The 17,786-nt window shown below is 71.0% G+C and carries 16 protein-coding genes, 2 tRNA genes and 1 pseudogene; 14 read left to right on the plus strand and 5 right to left on the minus strand.

The window, feature by feature from the left end:
* Positions 1 to 230: 230 nt before the first annotated feature.
* Both LZ604_RS22510 and LZ604_RS22515 read left to right on the plus strand, forming a co-directional pair.
* Positions 231 to 680, plus strand: coding sequence for a hypothetical protein (locus tag LZ604_RS22510; protein ID WP_234517236.1), 450 nt, complete (start codon positions 231 to 233; stop codon positions 678 to 680).
* A 224-nt stretch (positions 681 to 904) separates the two neighbouring features.
* Positions 905 to 1,057, plus strand: a complete 153-nt coding sequence (locus LZ604_RS22515; RefSeq protein ID WP_234517237.1) for a hypothetical protein — start codon at positions 905 to 907, stop codon at positions 1,055 to 1,057.
* A 208-nt stretch (positions 1,058 to 1,265) separates the two neighbouring features.
* Here the strand turns inward: LZ604_RS22515 and LZ604_RS22520 are convergent, their stop codons facing one another.
* The gene (locus LZ604_RS22520) at positions 1,266 to 1,823 is read right to left on the minus strand and encodes a CGNR zinc finger domain-containing protein (protein ID WP_234517238.1); all 558 of its coding nucleotides are present in this window, start codon (positions 1,821 to 1,823) and stop codon (positions 1,266 to 1,268) included.
* 294 nt (positions 1,824 to 2,117) lie between these two features.
* Positions 2,118 to 2,531, minus strand: a complete 414-nt coding sequence (locus LZ604_RS22525) for an SsgA family sporulation/cell division regulator (RefSeq protein WP_003959770.1) — start codon at positions 2,529 to 2,531, stop codon at positions 2,118 to 2,120.
* A gap of 191 nt (positions 2,532 to 2,722) precedes the next feature.
* Between LZ604_RS22525 and LZ604_RS22530 the strand changes: the two genes are divergently transcribed.
* From LZ604_RS22530 to LZ604_RS22545, 4 genes are all read left to right on the plus strand, one after another.
* A complete protein-coding gene (locus LZ604_RS22530; protein ID WP_234517239.1) occupies positions 2,723 to 3,157 on the plus strand; it encodes a TIGR02611 family protein in 435 nt (144 codons plus the stop codon).
* A gap of 54 nt (positions 3,158 to 3,211) precedes the next feature.
* A tRNA-Val gene (locus LZ604_RS22535) sits at positions 3,212 to 3,283 on the plus strand.
* A 511-nt stretch (positions 3,284 to 3,794) separates the two neighbouring features.
* Positions 3,795 to 4,241 carry an SRPBCC family protein gene (locus LZ604_RS22540; RefSeq protein ID WP_234517240.1) on the plus strand — a complete coding sequence of 149 codons (447 nt, stop codon included), beginning with the start codon at positions 3,795 to 3,797 and terminating at the stop codon, positions 4,239 to 4,241.
* A 39-nt stretch (positions 4,242 to 4,280) separates the two neighbouring features.
* A tRNA-Val gene (locus LZ604_RS22545) sits at positions 4,281 to 4,352 on the plus strand.
* An 81-nt stretch (positions 4,353 to 4,433) separates the two neighbouring features.
* Here LZ604_RS22545 and LZ604_RS22550 read toward each other — a convergent pair.
* Complete coding sequence (locus LZ604_RS22550; RefSeq protein WP_234517241.1) at positions 4,434 to 5,159, minus strand: 3'-5' exonuclease; 726 nt, start codon at positions 5,157 to 5,159, stop codon at positions 4,434 to 4,436.
* Between the two features lie 168 nt (positions 5,160 to 5,327).
* On the opposite strand from LZ604_RS22550, the gene LZ604_RS22555 reads away from it, so the two are divergent.
* From LZ604_RS22555 to LZ604_RS22570, 4 genes are all read left to right on the plus strand, one after another.
* Positions 5,328 to 5,894, plus strand: a complete 567-nt coding sequence (locus LZ604_RS22555; protein ID WP_234517242.1) for a DUF4365 domain-containing protein — start codon at positions 5,328 to 5,330, stop codon at positions 5,892 to 5,894.
* Complete coding sequence (locus LZ604_RS22560; protein WP_234517243.1) at positions 5,891 to 7,117, plus strand: hypothetical protein; 1,227 nt, start codon at positions 5,891 to 5,893, stop codon at positions 7,115 to 7,117. The genes LZ604_RS22555 and LZ604_RS22560 overlap by 4 nt, the downstream gene beginning before the upstream one ends.
* A 128-nt stretch (positions 7,118 to 7,245) precedes the next feature.
* Positions 7,246 to 9,222 carry a threonine--tRNA ligase gene (thrS, locus tag LZ604_RS22565; RefSeq protein ID WP_234517244.1) on the plus strand — a complete coding sequence of 659 codons (1,977 nt, stop codon included), beginning with the start codon at positions 7,246 to 7,248 and terminating at the stop codon, positions 9,220 to 9,222.
* 76 nt (positions 9,223 to 9,298) lie between these two features.
* Complete coding sequence (locus tag LZ604_RS22570) at positions 9,299 to 9,859, plus strand: HIT family protein (protein ID WP_234517245.1); 561 nt, start codon at positions 9,299 to 9,301, stop codon at positions 9,857 to 9,859.
* Between the two features lie 42 nt (positions 9,860 to 9,901).
* Here the strand turns inward: LZ604_RS22570 and LZ604_RS22575 are convergent, their stop codons facing one another.
* Together LZ604_RS22575 and LZ604_RS22580 are read right to left on the minus strand one after the other, a co-directional pair.
* Positions 9,902 to 11,560, minus strand: a complete 1,659-nt coding sequence (locus LZ604_RS22575; RefSeq protein ID WP_234517246.1) for an AbeC-like domain-containing protein — start codon at positions 11,558 to 11,560, stop codon at positions 9,902 to 9,904.
* A gap of 191 nt (positions 11,561 to 11,751) precedes the next feature.
* A complete protein-coding gene (locus tag LZ604_RS22580) occupies positions 11,752 to 13,950 on the minus strand; it encodes an elongation factor G-like protein EF-G2 (RefSeq protein WP_234517247.1) in 2,199 nt (732 codons plus the stop codon).
* A gap of 286 nt (positions 13,951 to 14,236) precedes the next feature.
* On the opposite strand from LZ604_RS22580, the pseudogene pgsA reads away from it, so the two are divergent.
* From pgsA to LZ604_RS22600, 4 genes and pseudogenes are all read left to right on the plus strand, one after another.
* Positions 14,237 to 14,978: pseudogene (gene pgsA / locus LZ604_RS22585) on the plus strand (phosphatidylinositol phosphate synthase).
* Positions 14,979 to 15,006: 28 nt separating this feature from the next.
* Positions 15,007 to 15,930, plus strand: coding sequence for a phosphatidylinositol mannoside acyltransferase (locus tag LZ604_RS22590; RefSeq protein ID WP_234517248.1), 924 nt, complete (start codon positions 15,007 to 15,009; stop codon positions 15,928 to 15,930).
* Positions 15,927 to 17,087, plus strand: coding sequence for a glycosyltransferase family 4 protein (locus LZ604_RS22595; RefSeq protein ID WP_234517249.1), 1,161 nt, complete (start codon positions 15,927 to 15,929; stop codon positions 17,085 to 17,087). Before LZ604_RS22590 ends, LZ604_RS22595 begins: the two co-directional genes overlap by 4 nt.
* A 28-nt stretch (positions 17,088 to 17,115) precedes the next feature.
* Positions 17,116 to 17,661 carry a LemA family protein gene (locus LZ604_RS22600; protein WP_234517250.1) on the plus strand — a complete coding sequence of 182 codons (546 nt, stop codon included), beginning with the start codon at positions 17,116 to 17,118 and terminating at the stop codon, positions 17,659 to 17,661.
* Positions 17,662 to 17,786 lie beyond the last annotated feature (125 nt).

Raw genomic sequence — 17,786 nt, forward strand, 5'->3', positions numbered from 1 at the left:
CCTCGGGGACGACGGCCCAAACGTGTCCTTGCGCAGGCCTCCGCGGCCAGGGGTGGAGAAAGGACCGGGGCCGGTGCGGTCAGGGGTGGAGGTGTGTGCGGACCTTGAGGAGGAGCCGACCCGGAGATGTCCCTGAAGTCCGGTCGGACCGTGGCACCGGGGGTGTGGGGCGGTGCAGGATGGAAGGGACGGACCGACCCCGCCCGAGCGAGCTGTGCCTGGAGGACCGGATGATCGCCGAGACAGTCTGTTCCGCCGTCTCCGCGGCCGGCCTGGGTGTCGCTGCGGTCACGGCCTACCGCAAGCGTTTCCTCGCGGCCGCCCGCCTCGCCGCGTATGCGCTCGTGCCCGTCGGGCTGGTCATGACCGGCGTCGTCGGCTGGCTGGCCCACACGGCCTTCAGCCCCATGGCCTGGGCGGGCTTCGCCGTCCTCGGCGTCGCCTGGCTCCTGTTCCTGACGACCCGCGCCGTGGAGCGCCGGGGCGGTGGACGCAAGGAACGCGGGACGGCCCGGTCCACGCGGCGCGAGGCGGTCGCTCCCTCGTCCTCCGAGCCGGCACTGGGCGCCGGGTCCCGCCCCGGCACCCGGCCCGCGGGCAGTCCCCGCACGACCCGGCCGGCCGACGCCGGGGACGACTTCAGCGACATCGAGGCCATCCTCAAGAAGCACGGCATCTGAAGCACGGCGTCTGCAGGGCGTCCGAAGCAGGGCCTATGACGGCATACGGCGAACGGCATATGCCGGACTGAAACGACACAGTGGCCGGTCGGCGCGCACGACGATCACGAGAGACCATTCCGAGATCAACTTCGGTCCCGGTGTCGTGGATATTGGCGAACTCCCGGACATCCCGGGCGTGTTGATCGCGGAGCGGCGGCGGGCTGCGTCATCATCGCCGCGAGATGCTGGACAGAACCCAGAGCGGCACCGGTGTTCCTCCCGAGGAGCGCCGGGGTTGTCTCTTCGCGCTTTCCCAGCCACCGCTGATGATCTTCCTTGCGGTGATCGGCTGCCTGCTGCTCATGGCATCACTGCACGACCTGCTGATGCTCTGAGCCGTATACGGAGCCCCTGGCGCCACCCGCCGAGGGCTCCGTCGGCCCCGCCGCCGGACGCGTCCAAAGGTCTCTGTCGAGCCCGGCCCGCGGTCACGGAAAGTAGCGGATTCCGGGGTTACGTCCGTCTCCTCCGGGACGGCCACGGCGGCGCGGCGGCCTTTTCCAGCCGATGTGCTCCGGCCGCGAACGCGCGGCCCGAGGCCGCTCAGCCCGCCGCTTCCTTGCGGCGCGCACGGTAGGCGGCCACATGCAGACGGTTGCCGCAGGTGCGGCTGTCGCAGTAGCGGCGGGAGCGGTTGCGGGACAGATCGACGAACGCGCGCCGGCAGTCGGGTGCCTCGCAGTGGCGCAGTCGCTCCTGTTCCCCGGCCACCACGAAGAACGCCAGCGCCATCCCGCAGTCCGCGGCGATGTGGTCGGCGACGGAGGCGCCGGGTGCGAAGTAGTGCACATGCCAGTCGTAGCCGTCGTGATCCGTCAGCTGGGGCGTGGTGCCGGCGGCCGCCACCAGTTCGTTGATCAGTCCGGCCGCGGTCCGGGAGTCGGACGCGGAGAAGATCATGGCGAGCCGCCCTCGAATCCTGCGCACCGCCGCGAGATCGAACTCCGACAGCACACCGACATCGCTCAGGGCGTGCTCCTTGGCGAAACGGCCGAGGGTCGCGACATCGGGAAGCCCGTCCGTCTCATCGCCCTCGGGTGTGGTGTTCACCAGATCCACCACGAGGTCGAGCGCGCACCGGGTGTCATGGGTGATCAGCACGTGTCGCTCCCTGGCCTGGGGGTCGGGCGGACGCCCGCCGATGCTGGCCGAGCCTAGCGGCTCCCGGCCGCTGTGGGGCCGCCACGCACCGGGCCGTGGCATCGGTCGACTCCCGTGGCGTTCGAGGAGGCGCCCGTGGCACCTCGCGCGGTCACACGGTCACGGTGCGCGCATACGCCCGGGCGCCGTCTCCGCGAGGGCTCGCGGTGACGGCGCCTGGGTGTGCCGTATGCGGTTGTCCCGGCCCGAGCCGTCTCCCCGAGTGGACGGCGCCGGGCGGCTACGGGTCGTGCGCTAGCTCTCCGCCAGGATGTGGGAGAGCTCGGTGTCGAGGTCGAAATGGCGGTGTTCCGTGCCTGGCGGCACGGCCGCGTCCGTCCGCTTCAGGAACGACTCCAGTGCCCGCGCCGGGGCCTCGAGCAGGGCCTCGCCCTCCGGGGAGCTCAGGGCGATACACACGACGCCCTGACCGTGACTGCGGGACGGCCAGACGCGGACGTCGCCGGTTCCAGTGGGCCGGTGCAGGCCCTCCGCGAGGAGGTCGCGGGCGAACACCCACTCGACGGTCTCCTCGGCTCCGGTATGGAAGGTGGCGTGCACGGCGTAGGGATCGGCCGTGTCATACCGCAGTCCTGCGGGTACAGGCAGTGAGGACTCGCTCGACACAACGAGGCGCAGGTGCAGCTCGCAGCTGACCGTGGTGTTCATAAGCGCCAGGGCCTTTCGCTCAGTGTGCGCTCGGGGATTCGCACGTCGGCGAAATCGACATGCCACCTACGGTGCCGTTGTAAACCCCTCTGAGCGTTTTGCCTGTCTTTACGTAGCTCATCCGGCCGAGACATCGTTCGGGCGGTACGCCCATTCCGGTGACTGGTTTCTCTCGGGTAGGGTTGGGCCGCATGAATACGGGGAGTGACGAGCGGGGCGAAGCCGTCGTGCCCGGGGGTGAACCGAAGTCCGCGCGGGCTCTCGGTTCTCGGGCCCCGGAATTCATCAGAGCGCGGCGGGCCCTGCATCTCAGCTGGCAGGTGGGCGCTTTCGTGGCCGGCCTCGCGGTCGTCGGGGCGGGCGTGATCATGCTTCCGCTGCCCGGACCGGGCTGGTTGGTGATCTTCGCGGGCATGGCGCTCTGGGCCACGGAGTTCGTCTGGGCCCAGCTGGTGCTCCGCTGGACGAAGCGGAAGGTCACCGAGGCGGCCCAGCGGGCGCTCGACCCCAGGGTCCGCCGCCGGAACATCGCCCTGACCTCGGTGGGCGTGGCGATCGCCGCGGTCCTGGCCGGGGCCTATGTGTGGAAGTTCGGCCTCGTGATGCCGTGGAAGATCGCGGAGTGATCCGTCCATGGTCGGAGGCAGCCCCTGACATGGGGTAATGTTCTTCCTGCGCCCGGGCGATTAGCTCAGCGGGAGAGCGCTTCGTTCACACCGAAGAGGTCACTGGTTCGATCCCAGTATCGCCCACATCACCGAGGGTGGCGGGTACACGCGGACAACGCGGGTAACCGCCACCTTTCGTCGTATGTACGGGCTCGCTGCCCTTGCGGATCACCTTGTGCCGTGCCGGAAAGCCCTTGCTTGAATCGGTTCACGCCCGATGGTGAAGGCGGCCGGCATCTCCTGGCGGCGCCGATGAGTACCCGAAGCGATCAACCGGTCCGGCGGGCTTTTCGAAAAGAGGCACCCGGCGATCGTGAAGAAGGTGAAGTTCCCGCATTAGGGCGCCCTTTGGGAGAACTCTCGGATGCGGTCGGCCGGCGGAAACCCGCACTTATTCCGGAACTCTCCCGTGGCTGCCGGGAATTCCGGGCCGGATGCGTTCCGGGAGGGCGTCGACCGGGCCGCGTACGCGGCCGGCCGGGGAGCGCCGCCGCACGGGCGGCGGCGCTCGCACCGCAAGTGTGGTCCGCTGCACGTCACAGGACATGAGTACGCGTACTCAGACACCGGTGGCGTCCCGGGGCAGACTCAGCCCATGGACCTGACCCACTACCGCTTTTGCAGCCTGTGGACGCTGCCCGCGCCGCCCGCCGCCGTTTTCGCGGTGCTCGAGCGCGCCGAGGAGTACCCGAGGTGGTGGCGCCAGGTCCGGGAGGTGATCCGGCTCGACGACACCACCGCCGTCGTCCGGGTCCGCTCGCTGCTGCCGTACGACGTCACGTGCACCGCCCGGGAGGTGCGGCGCGACCCTGCGGCGGGGGTCCTGGAGGCCGTGCTGTCCGGCGACCTCGACGGCTGGGCCCGCTGGACGCTCACCGCGGCCGCGTCCGGCACCCTCGCCCGCTACGACCAGGAGGTCGAGGCGACCAAGCCGTTGCTCAGGCGATTCGCCGTGGTGGGGCGGCCGGTCTTCCGCGCGAACCACCGGCTGATGATGCGCGCGGGACGGCGGGGACTGCGCGCGCACCTCGAAGCGGTTTGAAGGAACCCCGCCCGGACCTGTATTGTTCACTGCGTTCCCGGGCGATTAGCTCAGTGGGAGAGCGCTTCGTTCACACCGAAGAGGCCACTGGTTCGAACCCAGTATCGCCCACCCGGAGAAGGCCGGTCCGTCGCAGACGGACCGGTTCTTTCGTATGCGGGGGAGGGAGTCCACCCCCCCCGTGTGCCCAGGTCAGGCGGCCGCGGGCAGCTCCGGCCGCAGCGGCCACGCCTGGTCCACCACCTCCTCCACACCGCTGCGCGCGAACCACGCCTGGAGGCCCCGCGCCTGCGCCGCGTGCCACCCCGTCTGCAAGGTGTGCAGCTCGACCGGCGTCAGCCTCTCCAGGCGGGCCGCGTAACGGCGGCCCAGTGCCCGTACGACCTCCAGCGCGGCCAACGCGTCCGCCGCCGCGTCGTGCGCCCCCTCCAGGACGACCCCGTAGTGCGAGCACAGATCGGTGAGAGTGCGGCGGCCCTTGCGATAGCGGTCCAGGTGCTTGTCCAGGACCCGCGGGTCGAGCACGCACAGCGGCTGCGACGCGAACCAGCGGTCGAGCGTGGAGGCGCGGTGGCGGCGCAACTCCCGGTCCAGGAGCGTCAGATCGAACGGCGCGTTCATCACCACCAGCGGCCGTCCCAGCTGGGCCTGTTCGCCTAGCTCCCTGGCTATCTCCTCCATCACCGGCGACGGCCAGCGGCCGTTGTGCTGCAGATGTTCCTCCGTCAGCCCGTGCACCGCCGTCGCCTCCGCGGGCACCGGCACGCCCGGGTTCACCAGCCATCGGCTGACCCTCGGCCGGATGCCCGGTGCGTCCTGGACGACGACGGCGGCCGACACGATCCGGTCGGTCTCGACGTCCACGCCCGTTGTCTCCGTGTCGAACGCGGCCAGGGGGCCCTCGTACCAGCACGTCATATGAACCCAACTCCTCGTTCACCTTCGGCAGCTGACGCACCGTCTTCTGCCCGTTTGGTGATACCCGGGCTGTTTGCGCCGTACGCCGGAAGGACACAACACCGGTACGGGTCTTTGCAGTTCAGGGGCTCGTCACGCGGACCGGTCCGACGGGGAGGGCTGTTGGTCATGGCGATAGCGCAGCCCGAGCGGGGCGGGCTGCTGCCCGAACGCACGGGCCCCCTTCGCGGCACACTCGCCACCACCGCCTGCATGGAGACTCTGCAGGTGGGATATCTGCACGCGGTCGCCGCCGCGGCCGGCTGCTCGCTGTCCCAGCCCTTCCCGGACAACGGCATCGACTGGCACGTCAGCCACAGCGCCCCCGGCCACACCGTCGACGACGAGGTCACCATCAAGGTGCAGCTCAAGTGCACCTATCAGATCCCGCCGAACCCCCCGGGCCGCTTCTTCTCCTTCACGCTCGACAACGAGCACCTGGCGAAGCTCGCCCGAACCCCCGTCTCCGTGCACAAGATCCTCGTCGTGATGATCGTGCCCCGGTCCCAGGAGCAGTGGCTGCGGGCCGGCCACGACCGCCTCGACCTGCGGCACTGCTGCTACTGGATCAACCTCGCCGGACACGCGATCACAGGCCGGCACCGCACCACCGTGCGCATCCCCACCTCGCGCATCTTCGACGACCGCGCCCTGTGCGAGATCATGACCCGGGTCGGAACGGGAGGCAGACCGTGACCCACCGTCCCCTCGACGAGCCCACCCGTGCCGTCCGGCCGCACCCGGCGGAGCCGCTGTGGAACCAGCCGCCCGCACCCGACCAGGTCGACCCCGCCGTACTCAGCGCCCTCCTGCACCGGCACGGCTGGCAGCGCCGCGGCGGAGCCCCCGGACGCTACGGCCGGTGGACCCCGCCGGGTCCGGGCGGCAGCGGTACGAGCCTGCTGGTACCGGAGAGCCGGGCCTTCCCCGACAGCGACGACCTGCTCGGCGAGGCCCTCCTCGCCCTCTCCCGCAGCGGCTCGCCCTCCGCCCGTGACGTCCTGGTCGGGCTGTCCATGCCCAGCGACGAGATCCACTGGTGGCGGGACGTGCCCACCGGGCCCCTGGGCGCCGCGCCCTGGACCGTGGAGGACGAGCTGCGCTCCGCCGCCCGCCGGATGCTGCTGGCCGGAGCGCTCGCCACCCGCGCGCGGGCGGGCTACTACGGCGCCCGGCACCGCAGGGCCGCCACCGAGTGCCTGGACAACGTGCTGGTCGGCGCCGCCCCCGGCGGCCGCCGGCTCACCGCATTCGTGCCCGTAGCCACCGGCCGGCCGCTCGCCGTACGTCTGCACCAGGCGCTGTACGCGGCCCGCGAGGCCGTCGACTACCAGCGCGCCACCGGGGGCATGGAGGCCTTCGACGCCGCCGTCGAGGCGGGAGTGAGCCATGAGCTGACCGAGGCCCTGGTCGCCCTCGTGCGCGGCTGTGAGGGCGCCCGCATCGCCGTCGAGTGGGCACCCGCCGCCGGTGTGCCCGAGGGCGGTGCCCCGCCCGCCGAGCCGGTCGAGTTCTCACCGGGCGACCTGCCCGTGCTGCGCGAGGCCGGGGCCCGCTATCTGCGCGAGGAGCCGTCCGTCCCGGTGCGGATCACCGGCGCCGTGGTCCGCCTGCGCCGGTCCGGACCGCGTGGCGAGGGCGCGGTGCGGCTACGGGTCATCGCCGGGGCCGAGGTGCCGCACGTACGGATGACCCTGGACGAGGAGGCGTACCGGACGGCGGGCCACGCCCATCTCGCCGGACTGCCGGTGCGGGTGCAGGGGCGGCTGGAGAGCCGCGGCGGCTTCCGGCGCCTGGTCGACGCCTGCGAGGTGGCACCGGTGCAGGTCGACGAGGCCGAGCGGGACCGGCTGATGAAGTCGCTGCAGGAGAACGCGAAGGACGCGGACTTCTTCGACGAGCCGTGCGACGGGGCCTGAGAGAGGTGCGACGGGGACCGGGCACCTGACGAGAACCGTTTCGCGGAGGACGGGTGCGGGTCGGTACGATCCCAGTCATGCGCGCGCTCCAGTATGGCGCCGCATCCACCAGCAGTCAGGAGAGACCGGTGTCAGACGTCCGTGTGATCATCCAACGCGATTCCGAGCGGGAAGAGCGCGTGGTGACGACGGGCACTACGGCCGCCGACCTCTTCGCCGGCGAGCGCTCGATCATCGCCGCGCGGGTGGGCGGCGAACTGAAGGACCTCGCGTACCCCGTGAAGGACGGCGAGACCGTCGAGGGCGTCGAGATCTCCTCCGAGGACGGTCTCAACATCCTGCGCCACTCCACCGCGCACGTCATGGCGCAGGCCGTGCAGGAGATCTTCCCCGAGGCCAAGCTGGGCATCGGCCCGCCGGTCAAGGACGGCTTCTACTACGACTTCGACGTCGCGAGGCCGTTCACGCCGGAGGATCTCAAGGCCATCGAGAAGAAGATGCAGGAGATCCAGAAGCGCGGCCAGCGTTTCTCCCGCCGTGTCGTCACCGACGAGGCCGCCCGCGAGGAGCTGGCGAACGAGCCGTACAAGCTGGAGCTGATCGGTCTCAAGGGCTCGGCGTCCAGCGAGGACGGCGCGGACGTCGAGGTCGGCGCCGGCGAGCTGACGATCTACGACAACCTGGACGCCAAGACCGGCGAGCTGTGCTGGAAGGACCTCTGCCGCGGTCCGCACCTGCCCTCCACCCGCCTCATCCCGGCGTTCAAGCTCATGCGCAACGCGGCCGCCTACTGGCGCGGCAGCGAGAAGAACCCGATGCTCCAGCGCATCTACGGCACCGCCTGGCCGTCCAAGGACGAGCTGAAGGCGCACCTGGACTTCCTCGCCGAGGCCGAGAAGCGCGACCACCGCAAGCTGGGCAGCGAGCTGGACCTGTTCTCCGTCCCGGAGCAGATCGGCTCCGGCCTCGCCGTCTTCCACCCCAAGGGCGGCATCGTCCGCCGTGTGATGGAGGACTACTCGCGGCGCCGCCACGAGGAAGAGGGCTACGAGTTCGTCTACACCCCGCACGCGACGAAGGGGAAGCTCTTCGAGACCTCGGGCCACCTGGACTGGTACGCCGACGGCATGTACCCGCCCATGCAGCTCGACGAGGGCGTGGACTACTACCTCAAGCCCATGAACTGCCCGATGCACAACCTGATCTTCGACGCGCGCGGCCGCTCGTACCGTGAACTGCCGCTGCGCTTCTTCGAGTTCGGCACCGTGTACCGGTACGAGAAGTCCGGCGTCGTGCACGGCCTGACCCGTGCCCGCGGCTTCACCCAGGACGACGCGCACATCTACTGCACGCGCGAGCAGATGGCCGACGAGCTCGACAAGACGCTCACCTTCGTGCTGAACCTGCTGCGCGACTACGGCCTGACCGACTTCTATCTGGAGCTGTCCACCAAGGACCCGGAGAAGTACGTCGGCTCCGACGAGGCCTGGGAAGAGGCCACCGAGACCCTGCGCCAGGTCGCCGAGAAGCAGGGCCTGCCGCTGGTCCCGGACCCGGGCGGCGCCGCCTTCTACGGCCCGAAGATCTCCGTCCAGGCGAAGGACGCCATCGGCCGCACCTGGCAGATGTCGACGGTCCAGCTGGACTTCAACCTGCCGGAGCGCTTCGACCTGGAGTACACGGCCGCCGACGGCTCCAAGCAGCGCCCGGTCATGATCCACCGCGCCCTCTTCGGCTCCATCGAGCGGTTCTTCGCAGTGCTCCTCGAGCACTACGCCGGCGCCTTCCCGGCCTGGCTGGCCCCGGTCCAGGCCATCGGCATCCCGATCGGTGACGCGCACGTCGAGTATCTGGAGAAGTTCGCCGAGGCCGCCCGGAAGAAGGGCCTGCGCGTCGAGGTGGACTCCTCCTCGGACCGCATGCAGAAGAAGATCCGCAACGCCCAGAAGCAGAAGGTGCCCTTCATGGTCATCGTGGGCGACGAGGACATGTCGAACGGCTCGGTGTCCTTCCGCTACCGGGACGGCTCCCAGGAGAACGCCATCCCGTTCGACGAGGCCATCGCGAAGATCGTGAAGGTCGTCGAGGAGCGGGCACAGGTCTGATCCGCAGGTGACGGGAGGGCCCCGGGGACCGGTTTCCCCGGGGCCCTCCCGTCACGCCGAGCACGACCGAAGCCATATGCTGCACTGCATGACGAGTGAGCCGGAGCAGCAGATCGGAGTGGGGACGCAGGACGCGTTCCAGCGCCTGTGGACGCCCCACCGGATGGCCTACATCCAGGGCGAGAACAAGCCGACCGGTCCGGGGGCCGACGACGGCTGCCCGTTCTGCACCCTTCCGGCCAAGTCCGACGAGGACGGGCTGATCGTCAAGCGCGGCGAGCAGGTGTACGCGGTCCTCAACCTGTACCCGTACAACGGCGGCCACCTGATGGTCGTGCCCTACCGCCACGTCGCCGACTACACCGACCTGACGGCGCCGGAGACCGCGGAGCTGGCCGAGCTGACCAAGCAGGCGATGACCGCCCTGCGCCAGGCCTCCGGGGCCCACGGCTTCAACATCGGCATGAACCAGGGCACGGTCGCCGGCGCGGGCATCGCCGCCCACCTGCACCAGCACGTCGTGCCGCGCTGGGGCGGCGACACCAACTTCATGCCGGTGATCGGTCACACGAAGGTGCTGCCGCAGCTGCTGGCCGACACCCGCACGATGCTCGCGGAGGCCTGGCCGACTGCGTGAGGGCCGGGGGAACCGGCCCGTCCGGCCCGGCCGCCGCAGACCCTACGCGTCGTAGACGTCCGCCTTCCGCGGCGTCGGATCCTGCACCTGCGTGCTGAGGAACGCCGAGCGCGTCCCGAACTTCTCCGTGTCCACGCCGTTCTCCTCCAGCACCCGGATCGCCGCCGCGTGCACCACCCGCAGCACCGGCGTCGCCGCCCGCAGCGCGTCGTCCGCCATGAAGCGATGCCGCCAGGGCTGGTCCGCCCAGGCGTGACGCAGACCGAACGGCTCGGGCAGGGTGAGCGACCCGCCGAGCCAGTTCAGCAGCGGCGGATACCAGCTGAGCGGGGCGCGGACCGCCAGCCGCACCACCTCGTCCGTGTCGACCAGCGGGAGCTTCACCTCGCGGGTCTCCCAGAACCTGACCTGCTTCTGCACCTTCTTGGTCGGCGCCGCCGGCTTGGTCGTGAACAGCGCGTTCACCGGCCCCAGGGCGTGCCCGGTGACCTCGATGCGCAGCGTCTCGTGCAGCACGGTCACCGTGATCAGCATGGTGAGGATCAGCTGGCCGTCCCACAGGGTCCACTGGACCCCGAGATAGTGCCGCTCACCTCCGCCGAACTGCTGCTTGTTGCAGATCTCCTGTATCGCGTGCTGCTTGAACTGGTACGCGTCCACGTCCGTGTTCTCGGGGCGGGACACCTCCACGGCCTTCTCCCCGATCGGGCTGACGATCCAGTGCCTGATCGAAGGGGTCGGGAAGCCGCCGGTGTTGAGCGGGCCGCGCTCCAGCATGCGCAGCTGGTCGTGGATGACCTTGATCACGTCCCAGCTGCGGAACGGGTGGATCTCCTTGTCCGGGTCGGCCGGCACCAGGTCCTCGGCGAGCTGCCAGCTGCCCCAGCGCGTGCCCATGCCGAGGATGCCCTTGGGACCGGCGTAGAAGACGGAGTTGGACTGCTGTTCGGCGCTCAGCCGGGCGAGAGCCTGGCGCAGCCGCTCGGCGGAGGTCTCCCCGGGGCTGCCGGGCACCGCCTCGGGGATCTTGGCGCCGAGCCCCCCGCCGGCCAGCAGGCTCTCCCAGCGCTCGCGCAGGTCCTTCGCCGTCCGCTCGCAGATCTGCTTCGCCCAGTACCAGCCGATCACGGGCAGGACGATCGCCGCGCGCCCGTACCACCCCCAGAAGCCCGTGAACGGCATCCGGATCACGAAGATCACGGCGAGGACGCCCACCGCCGCCAGCAGCACGGTGCCGAGGGCGGATCCGCGCTTGGCGTCCCGCTTGACGATGCCGGCCCGGATCGTGAAGACCAGCAGCCACACCAGCAGCCCGGGCAGGAACAGCACCCCGCACAGCACGGTCACGGCCGATAGCCAGTTGTCGCGCTCCCGCCGGATGCGGTGGGCGGCCATGCAGTGCTCGACGACCACCTGCGGCTCGGTGCCGAAGGACTGGATGAGCGGCTTGCGTTCGGCACCCAGCATGCGGTCGCGCACGGCGAGCGAGAAGGCCTCGCCGAGGTTCGGCCGGAAGAGCTTCGCCCAGGGGCGGGGAGGGCTGACGGTCGACTGATGCCATTCGTTGTCGGCGTCGAGGATCGTCTCGACCTTCGCGTCCCGGTAGGCCGCCGAGGCCAGGGCGTAGGTCGCCGCCGTCTGGCCCGCAGAGCCCGAGAGAGGCACCTGTGCCCCGGGACTGAAATCGAATCCGTCCGTCACTGCCCGCCCCCTTGCCGCCGAACCCGCTCCTGCGGCCTTCCCGACTTCCCTGCCCCGCACACCTGTTGAACAGGTCATCATGGTGATCGCGTGTCAACTTGATCAGGTCATCAGCGTATCCGGCGCCGCCGACATTCGTCGGCGGACGGCCGGAAGCCGCCCGCCGGGGGGAGCGAAGACGCCGGGCCCGCCTACGCGTTCTGCTGCGCCTGCTCGCGGATCTTCTGTGCGAGCTGCGGCGGCATGGGCTCGTGCCGCGCGTAGGACCGGCTGAACCGGGCCGTGCCGTGCGAGAGGGAGCGGAGGTCGACCGCGTACCGGCCGATCTCGATCTCCGGCACCTCGGCCCGCACCAGAGTCCGGCCGGCGCTCGTCTGTTCGGTGCCCAGGACCCGGCCGCGGCGCGTGGACAGGTCGCTCATCACGGCGCCGACGTAGTCGTCGCCGACCAGCACCGAGACCTCGGCGACCGGTTCCAGGAGGTGGATGGTCGCGTCGGCCGCCGCCTCGCGCAGGGCGAGCGCGCCCGCCGTCTGGAAGGCGGCGTCCGAGGAGTCCACGGAGTGCGCCTTGCCGTCGAGGAGCGTGATCCGGACGTCCACCAGCGGGTTGCCGGTGGCCACGCCCTTGGCGGCCTGGGCGCGGACGCCCTTCTCGACGGACGGGATGAACTGCCGGGGCACGGCCCCGCCGACCACCTTGTCGACGAACTCGATGCCGGAGCCGCCGGGCAGCGGTTCGACCTCGATCTCGCAGATCGCGTACTGACCGTGTCCGCCGGACTGCTTGACGTGCCGCCCGCGCCCGCCGGACCTGCCCGCGAAGGTCTCCCGGAGGGAGACCATGTGCGGCACCACGTCGACCTGGACCCCGTAGCGGCTGCGCAGCCGCTCCAGCGCGACGTCCGCATGCGCCTCGCCCAGGCACCACAGCACCACCTGATGGGTGTCCTGGTTCTGTTCGAGCCGCATGGTGGGATCCTCGGCGACCAGCCGGGAGAGCCCCTGGCTGAGCTTGTCCTCGTCCGCCTTGCTGTGCGCCTGGATGGCGAGCGGCAGCAGCGGGTCCGGCATCTCCCAGGGCGCCATGAGCAGCGGGTCGTCCTTGGCCGAGAGCGTGTCCCCGGTCTCCGCGCGGTTCAGTTTGGCCACGCATGCCAGGTCGCCCGCGATGCACTGCGCCAGCGGGCGCTGCTGTTTGCCGAACGGCACGGAGAGGGCGCCGACACGTTCGTCGACGTCGTGGTCCTCGTGGCCGCGGTCGGACAGACCGTGCCCGGAGACATGGACCGTCTCGTCGGGGCGCAGGGTGCCCGAGAAGACGCGGACCAGCGAGATACGGCCCACATACGGGTCGGAGGACGTCTTGACGACCTCCGCCACCAAGGGCCCCGACGGGTCGCAGAGCGCGAGCTCCCGGGGCTTGCCGTCCGGAGTGGTGACCGCGGCCGCCTCCCGCTCCAGCGGGGTCGGGAAGCCGCCCGTGATCAGCTCCAGCAGCTCGACGGTGCCGATTCCCTGGCGGGCGCCCTCGGCGGCGGGCGCGGCGGCCAGCACGGGGAAGAAGACCCCGCGCGCCACCGCGCGCTCCAGGTCCTGCACCAGCGTGGCGACGTCGACGTCCTCGCCGCCCACATAGCGGTCCATCAGGGTCTCGTCCTCGCTCTCCGAGATGATCCCCTCGATGAGCCGGTTGCGGGCCTCCTCGATCCTCGGCAGCTGCTCGGACCCCGGTTCGGACTCCTTGCGCTCGCCCGAGGAGTAGTCGAACAGCTTCTGCGACAGCAGTCCGACCAGCCCGGTCACGGGCGCGTGCCCGTCGGGGCCCTGCGGGCCGTGCAGCGGCAGATACAGGGGCAGTACGGCGTCGGGGTCGTCCGCGCCGAACTCCTGCGCGCACACCCGGGTCATCTCCTCGAAGTCGGCCCGGGCGGCCTCCAGGTGTGTGATCACGAGGGCGCGCGGCATACCGACGGCCGCGCACTCGTCCCAGACCATGCGGGTGGAGCCGTCCACCCCGTCCGCGGCCGAGACGACGAAGAGGGCCGCGTCCGCCGCGCGCAGACCGGCCCGCAACTCCCCGACGAAGTCGGCGTATCCGGGGGTGTCCAGCAGATTGATCTTGATCCCGTCCCATTCGACGGGGACCAGCGAGAGCTGCACCGAACGCTGCTGCCGGTGCTCGATGTCGTCGTAGTCCGAGACGGTGCCGCCGTCCTCCACGCGGCCCGCCCGGTTCACCGCTCCCGCGGTCAGCGCGAGAGCCTCCACCAGAGTCGTCTTGCCCGATCCGCTGTGGCCGACCAGCACCACATTCCGTACGGACGCGGGGTGGTCGGCCGCTGTAGCCCTGCCGGCGGCTCCGGGGTGTGCGTTCGCCTTGTCGCCCATGGCCTTGCCTCCCGTGCGCGGTGAGGTCACTGTGGGCGCGGACGTGCGGACCCGCGTGCGGTAGGCGGCTCCGGTGACGCCCGCGGTGTCTTCGAGCTTTGCACTCCCGTCACGGTGCGTCCATACGAAGGACGCGATCCCGCCTCCCAGCCGTGATCCGCCGGGCGTGATCCCCGCGCCCGCGCACGCCCCGCCCGCCGCCACCGCCACGTGCACCCGGCGGCACCGGCACGTGACACGGAGGTCGCGGGTGCCCGCCCGTCGCGCGTGCACACGCGTGGCTACGATGGGCCAGCCGGTGGCCAGCAGGGCCACACGGCTCACCGACCGTCGGGAAGGCCATGCTGAACAAGTACGCGCGTGCATTCTTCACGCGTGTCCTCACACCGTTCGCCGCGTTTCTGATCCGCAGGGGCGTCAGCCCCGACACGGTCACGCTCATCGGCACCGCCGGGGTGATCGCGGGCGCGCTGGTCTTCTACCCCAGGGGGGAGTTCTTCTGGGGCACGGTCGTCATCACCCTGTTCGTGTTCTCGGACCTCGTCGACGGCAACATGGCCCGCCAGCTCGGCCGCTCCAGCCGCTGGGGCGCCTTCCTGGACTCCACCCTGGACCGGGTCGCCGACGGCGCGATCTTCGGCGGCTTCGCCCTGTGGTACGCGGGCAGCGGCAACGACAACGTCCTGTGCGCGGTCTCGATCTTCTGCCTGGCCAGCGGCCAGGTCGTGTCCTACACCAAGGCCCGCGGGGAGTCGATCGGTCTGCCCGTCGCCGTGAACGGGCTCGTCGAGCGGGCCGAGCGGCTGGTGATCTCGCTGGTCGCGGCCGGCTTCGCCGGTCTGCACAAGTTCGGTGTGCCCGGCATCCAGGTGCTGCTGCCGATCGCTCTGTGGATCGTCGCCGTCGGCAGCCTGATCACGCTGATCCAGCGTGTGGTCACGGTCCGCCGGGAATCCGCCGAGGCGGACGCGGTGGTGGCCGCCGACCGGGGCGGGAACACCTCGCAGGGAAGCGAGAAGGCGAAGTGAGGGACGGTCGAGAGAGCGGGGCGGCGACGTGACCGGCATCCGGGAGCGGCTCACCGACGGGCTCTACGGACTGGGCTGGGGCACGGTCAGGACCCTGCCCGAGCCCGTCGCCAGGCGGCTGGGCCGGACCATCGCCGACCTGGCGTGGAAACAGCGCGGCAAGGGCGTGCAACGGCTCGAGAGCAACTACGCGCGCGTGGTGCCCGGCGCGAGCCCCGAGCGGCTGGCCCAGCTTTCCCGGGCGGGCATGCGCTCCTATCTGCGCTACTGGATGGAGTCCTTCCGGCTCCCGGCCTGGAGCGAGGAGCGCATCAAGGACGGCTTCGACCCCAAGGATCTGCACTTCCTCACCGACGGACTGGACGCGGGCAAGGGCGTCGTCCTCGCGCTTCCCCATCTGGCCAACTGGGACCTGGCCGGCGCCTGGGTCACCACCAAGCTGCGGACGCCGTTCACGACGGTGGCCGAGCGGCTCAAGCCCGAGACGCTCTACGACCGCTTCGTCGCCTACCGTGAGGGCCTCGGGATGGAGGTGCTGCCGCACAGCGGCGGCTCCGCGTTCGGCACCCTGGCCAGGCGGCTGCGCGACGGCGGGCTGGTCTGCCTGGTCGCCGACCGTGACCTGTCGGCCTCCGGCGTCGAGGTCACCTTCTTCGGGGAGACGGCGCGGATGCCCGCGGGACCCGCGCTGCTCGCCCAGCAGACCGGTGCGCTGCTGATGCCGGTGACCCTCTGGTACGACGACTCGCCCGTCATGCGGGGACGCGTACATCCCCCGATCGAGGTACCCGAGTCAGGCACCCGGGCCGAGAAGACGTCTGTCATGACACAGGCGCTGGCCGACGCCTTCGCCACGGGGATCGCCGAGCATCCGGAGGACTGGCACATGCTGCAGCGTCTGTGGCTCGCCGACCTGGATTCCGGCAAGGACCCTCAGAAGGGGGCGCCGTGAGGATCGGCATCGTCTGCCCGTACTCCTGGGACGTGCCGGGCGGCGTCCAGTTCCACATCCGCGATCTGGCCGAGTACTTCCTCCGCCTGGGGCACGAGGTCTCCGTCCTCGCCCCCGCCGACGACGACACTCCGCTGCCGCCGTACGTCGTCTCCGCCGGCCGCGCGGTGCCGGTGCCGTACAACGGCTCGGTGGCCCGCCTGAACTTCGGCTTCCTCAGCGCGGCCCGGGTGCGGCGCTGGCTGCACGACGGCGGGTTCGACGTGATCCACATCCACGAGCCGGCCTCGCCGTCGCTGGGCCTGCTGGCCTGCTGGGCGGCGCAGGGGCCGATCGTGGCGACCTTCCACACCTCCAATCCGCGCTCCCGGGCGATGATCGCCGCCTACTCGATCCTGCAGGCCGCCCTGGAGAAGATCAGTGCGCGGATCGCGGTGAGCGAGTACGCGCGGCGCACACTCGTGGAACACCTCGGCGGCGACGCCGTGGTGATCCCGAACGGCGTGGACGTCGACTTCTTCGCGAAGGCCGAGCCCAAGGCCGAATGGCAGGGGGAGACGATCGGCTTCATAGGGCGCATCGACGAGCCCCGCAAGGGCCTGCCGGTCCTCATGAAGGCCCTGCCGAAGATCCTGGCCACCCGCCCGGAGACCCGGCTGCTGGTCGCCGGACGGGGCGACGAGGAGGAGGCGGTGGAGACGCTCCCCGCCGAGCTGCGCCCGCGCGTGGAGTTCCTCGGCATGATCAGCGACGAGGACAAGGCGCGTTTCCTGCGGAGCGTCGATCTGTACGTGGCGCCCAACACCGGGGGCGAGAGCTTCGGGATCGTCCTGGTCGAGGCCATGTCGGCGGGCGCGCCCGTGCTCGCCTCCGACCTGGACGCCTTCGCCCAGGTCCTCGACCAGGGGGCGGCCGGAGAACTGTTCGCCAACGAGGACGCCGACGCGCTCGCCGACGCGGCTCTGCGCCTGCTGGCGGACCCCGGGCGCCGCGCGGAACTGCGGGCCCGCGGCAGCGCCCACGTACGGCGCTTCGACTGGTCGACGGTCGGTGCGGACATCCTCTCGGTCTACGAGACGGTGACGGACGGCGCGGCGGCGGTGGCCACGGACGAACGGACGGGCCTGCGAGCGCGCCTCGGCCTGGCCCGGGACTGACGCCGACGGCCCGGTAGCCTTGCCGCCCGTGACCGCAACCCTCGTCTGGATCCTCGTCGCCCTCGTCGCGATCGGCCTCTATCTGAGCTGGACCGCGGGCCGTCTCGACCGGCTGCACTCCCGTATCGACGCCGCGCGCGCCGCACTCGACGCGCAGCTGCTGCGCCGGGCCTCCGTCGCTCAGGAGCTGGCGACCTCGGGCGTGCTCGATCCGGCCGCGTCGATCGTTCTGTACGAGGCCGCGCACGCTGCCCGGCAGGCGGAGGAGGAACAGCGGGAGGTCGCCGAGAGCGAGCTGAGCCAGGCGCTGCGGGCCGTCTTCGGCGAGATGCAGCAGCTGGAGGCGGTGCGCGAGGCACCCGGTGGCGAGACGGCGGCCCGGGAGCTGACCGAGGCCGTGCGCCGGGTGCCGATGGCCCGGAGGTTCCACAACGACGCCGTGCGTGCGGCCCGGGCGCTGCGCCGCCACCGCAAGGTGCGCTGGCTCCGGCTCGCCGGCCACGCCCCGTTCCCGATGGCCTTCGAGATGGACGACGAGCCCCCGGCGGCGCTGACGGACCGGTCGGCGGTGTGACGGACGGGGGCGGTACGGGCCCTTCCCACCCCAAAACGATCCACCGCCTCCCCATTGGCCCTTGCCGTGGCCTGTTCACCCCACGTTCACTCGGTCCAGCAGAAATCACCCTTTTCCGAGTGAGG

Origin of the sequence: Streptomyces glomeratus (assembly GCF_021462825.1) — a bacterium.
Lineage (GTDB): Bacteria > Actinomycetota > Actinomycetes > Streptomycetales > Streptomycetaceae > Streptomyces > Streptomyces glomeratus.

Coding starts and splice junctions, on each gene's coding strand:
- LZ604_RS22510 (WP_234517236.1), top strand. CDS start 231: ATGATCGCCGAGACAGTCTGTTCCGCCGTCTCCGCGGCCGGCCTGGGT.
- LZ604_RS22515 (WP_234517237.1), top strand. CDS start 905: ATGCTGGACAGAACCCAGAGCGGCACCGGTGTTCCTCCCGAGGAGCGC.
- LZ604_RS22525 (WP_003959770.1), bottom strand. CDS start 2,531: ATGAACACCACGGTCAGCTGCGAGCTGCACCTGCGCCTCGTTGTGTCG.
- LZ604_RS22530 (WP_234517239.1), top strand. CDS start 2,723: ATGAATACGGGGAGTGACGAGCGGGGCGAAGCCGTCGTGCCCGGGGGT.
- LZ604_RS22540 (WP_234517240.1), top strand. CDS start 3,795: ATGGACCTGACCCACTACCGCTTTTGCAGCCTGTGGACGCTGCCCGCG.
- LZ604_RS22550 (WP_234517241.1), bottom strand. CDS start 5,159: ATGACGTGCTGGTACGAGGGCCCCCTGGCCGCGTTCGACACGGAGACA.
- LZ604_RS22555 (WP_234517242.1), top strand. CDS start 5,328: ATGGCGATAGCGCAGCCCGAGCGGGGCGGGCTGCTGCCCGAACGCACG.
- LZ604_RS22570 (WP_234517245.1), top strand. CDS start 9,299: ATGCTGCACTGCATGACGAGTGAGCCGGAGCAGCAGATCGGAGTGGGG.
- LZ604_RS22580 (WP_234517247.1), bottom strand. CDS start 13,950: ATGGGCGACAAGGCGAACGCACACCCCGGAGCCGCCGGCAGGGCTACA.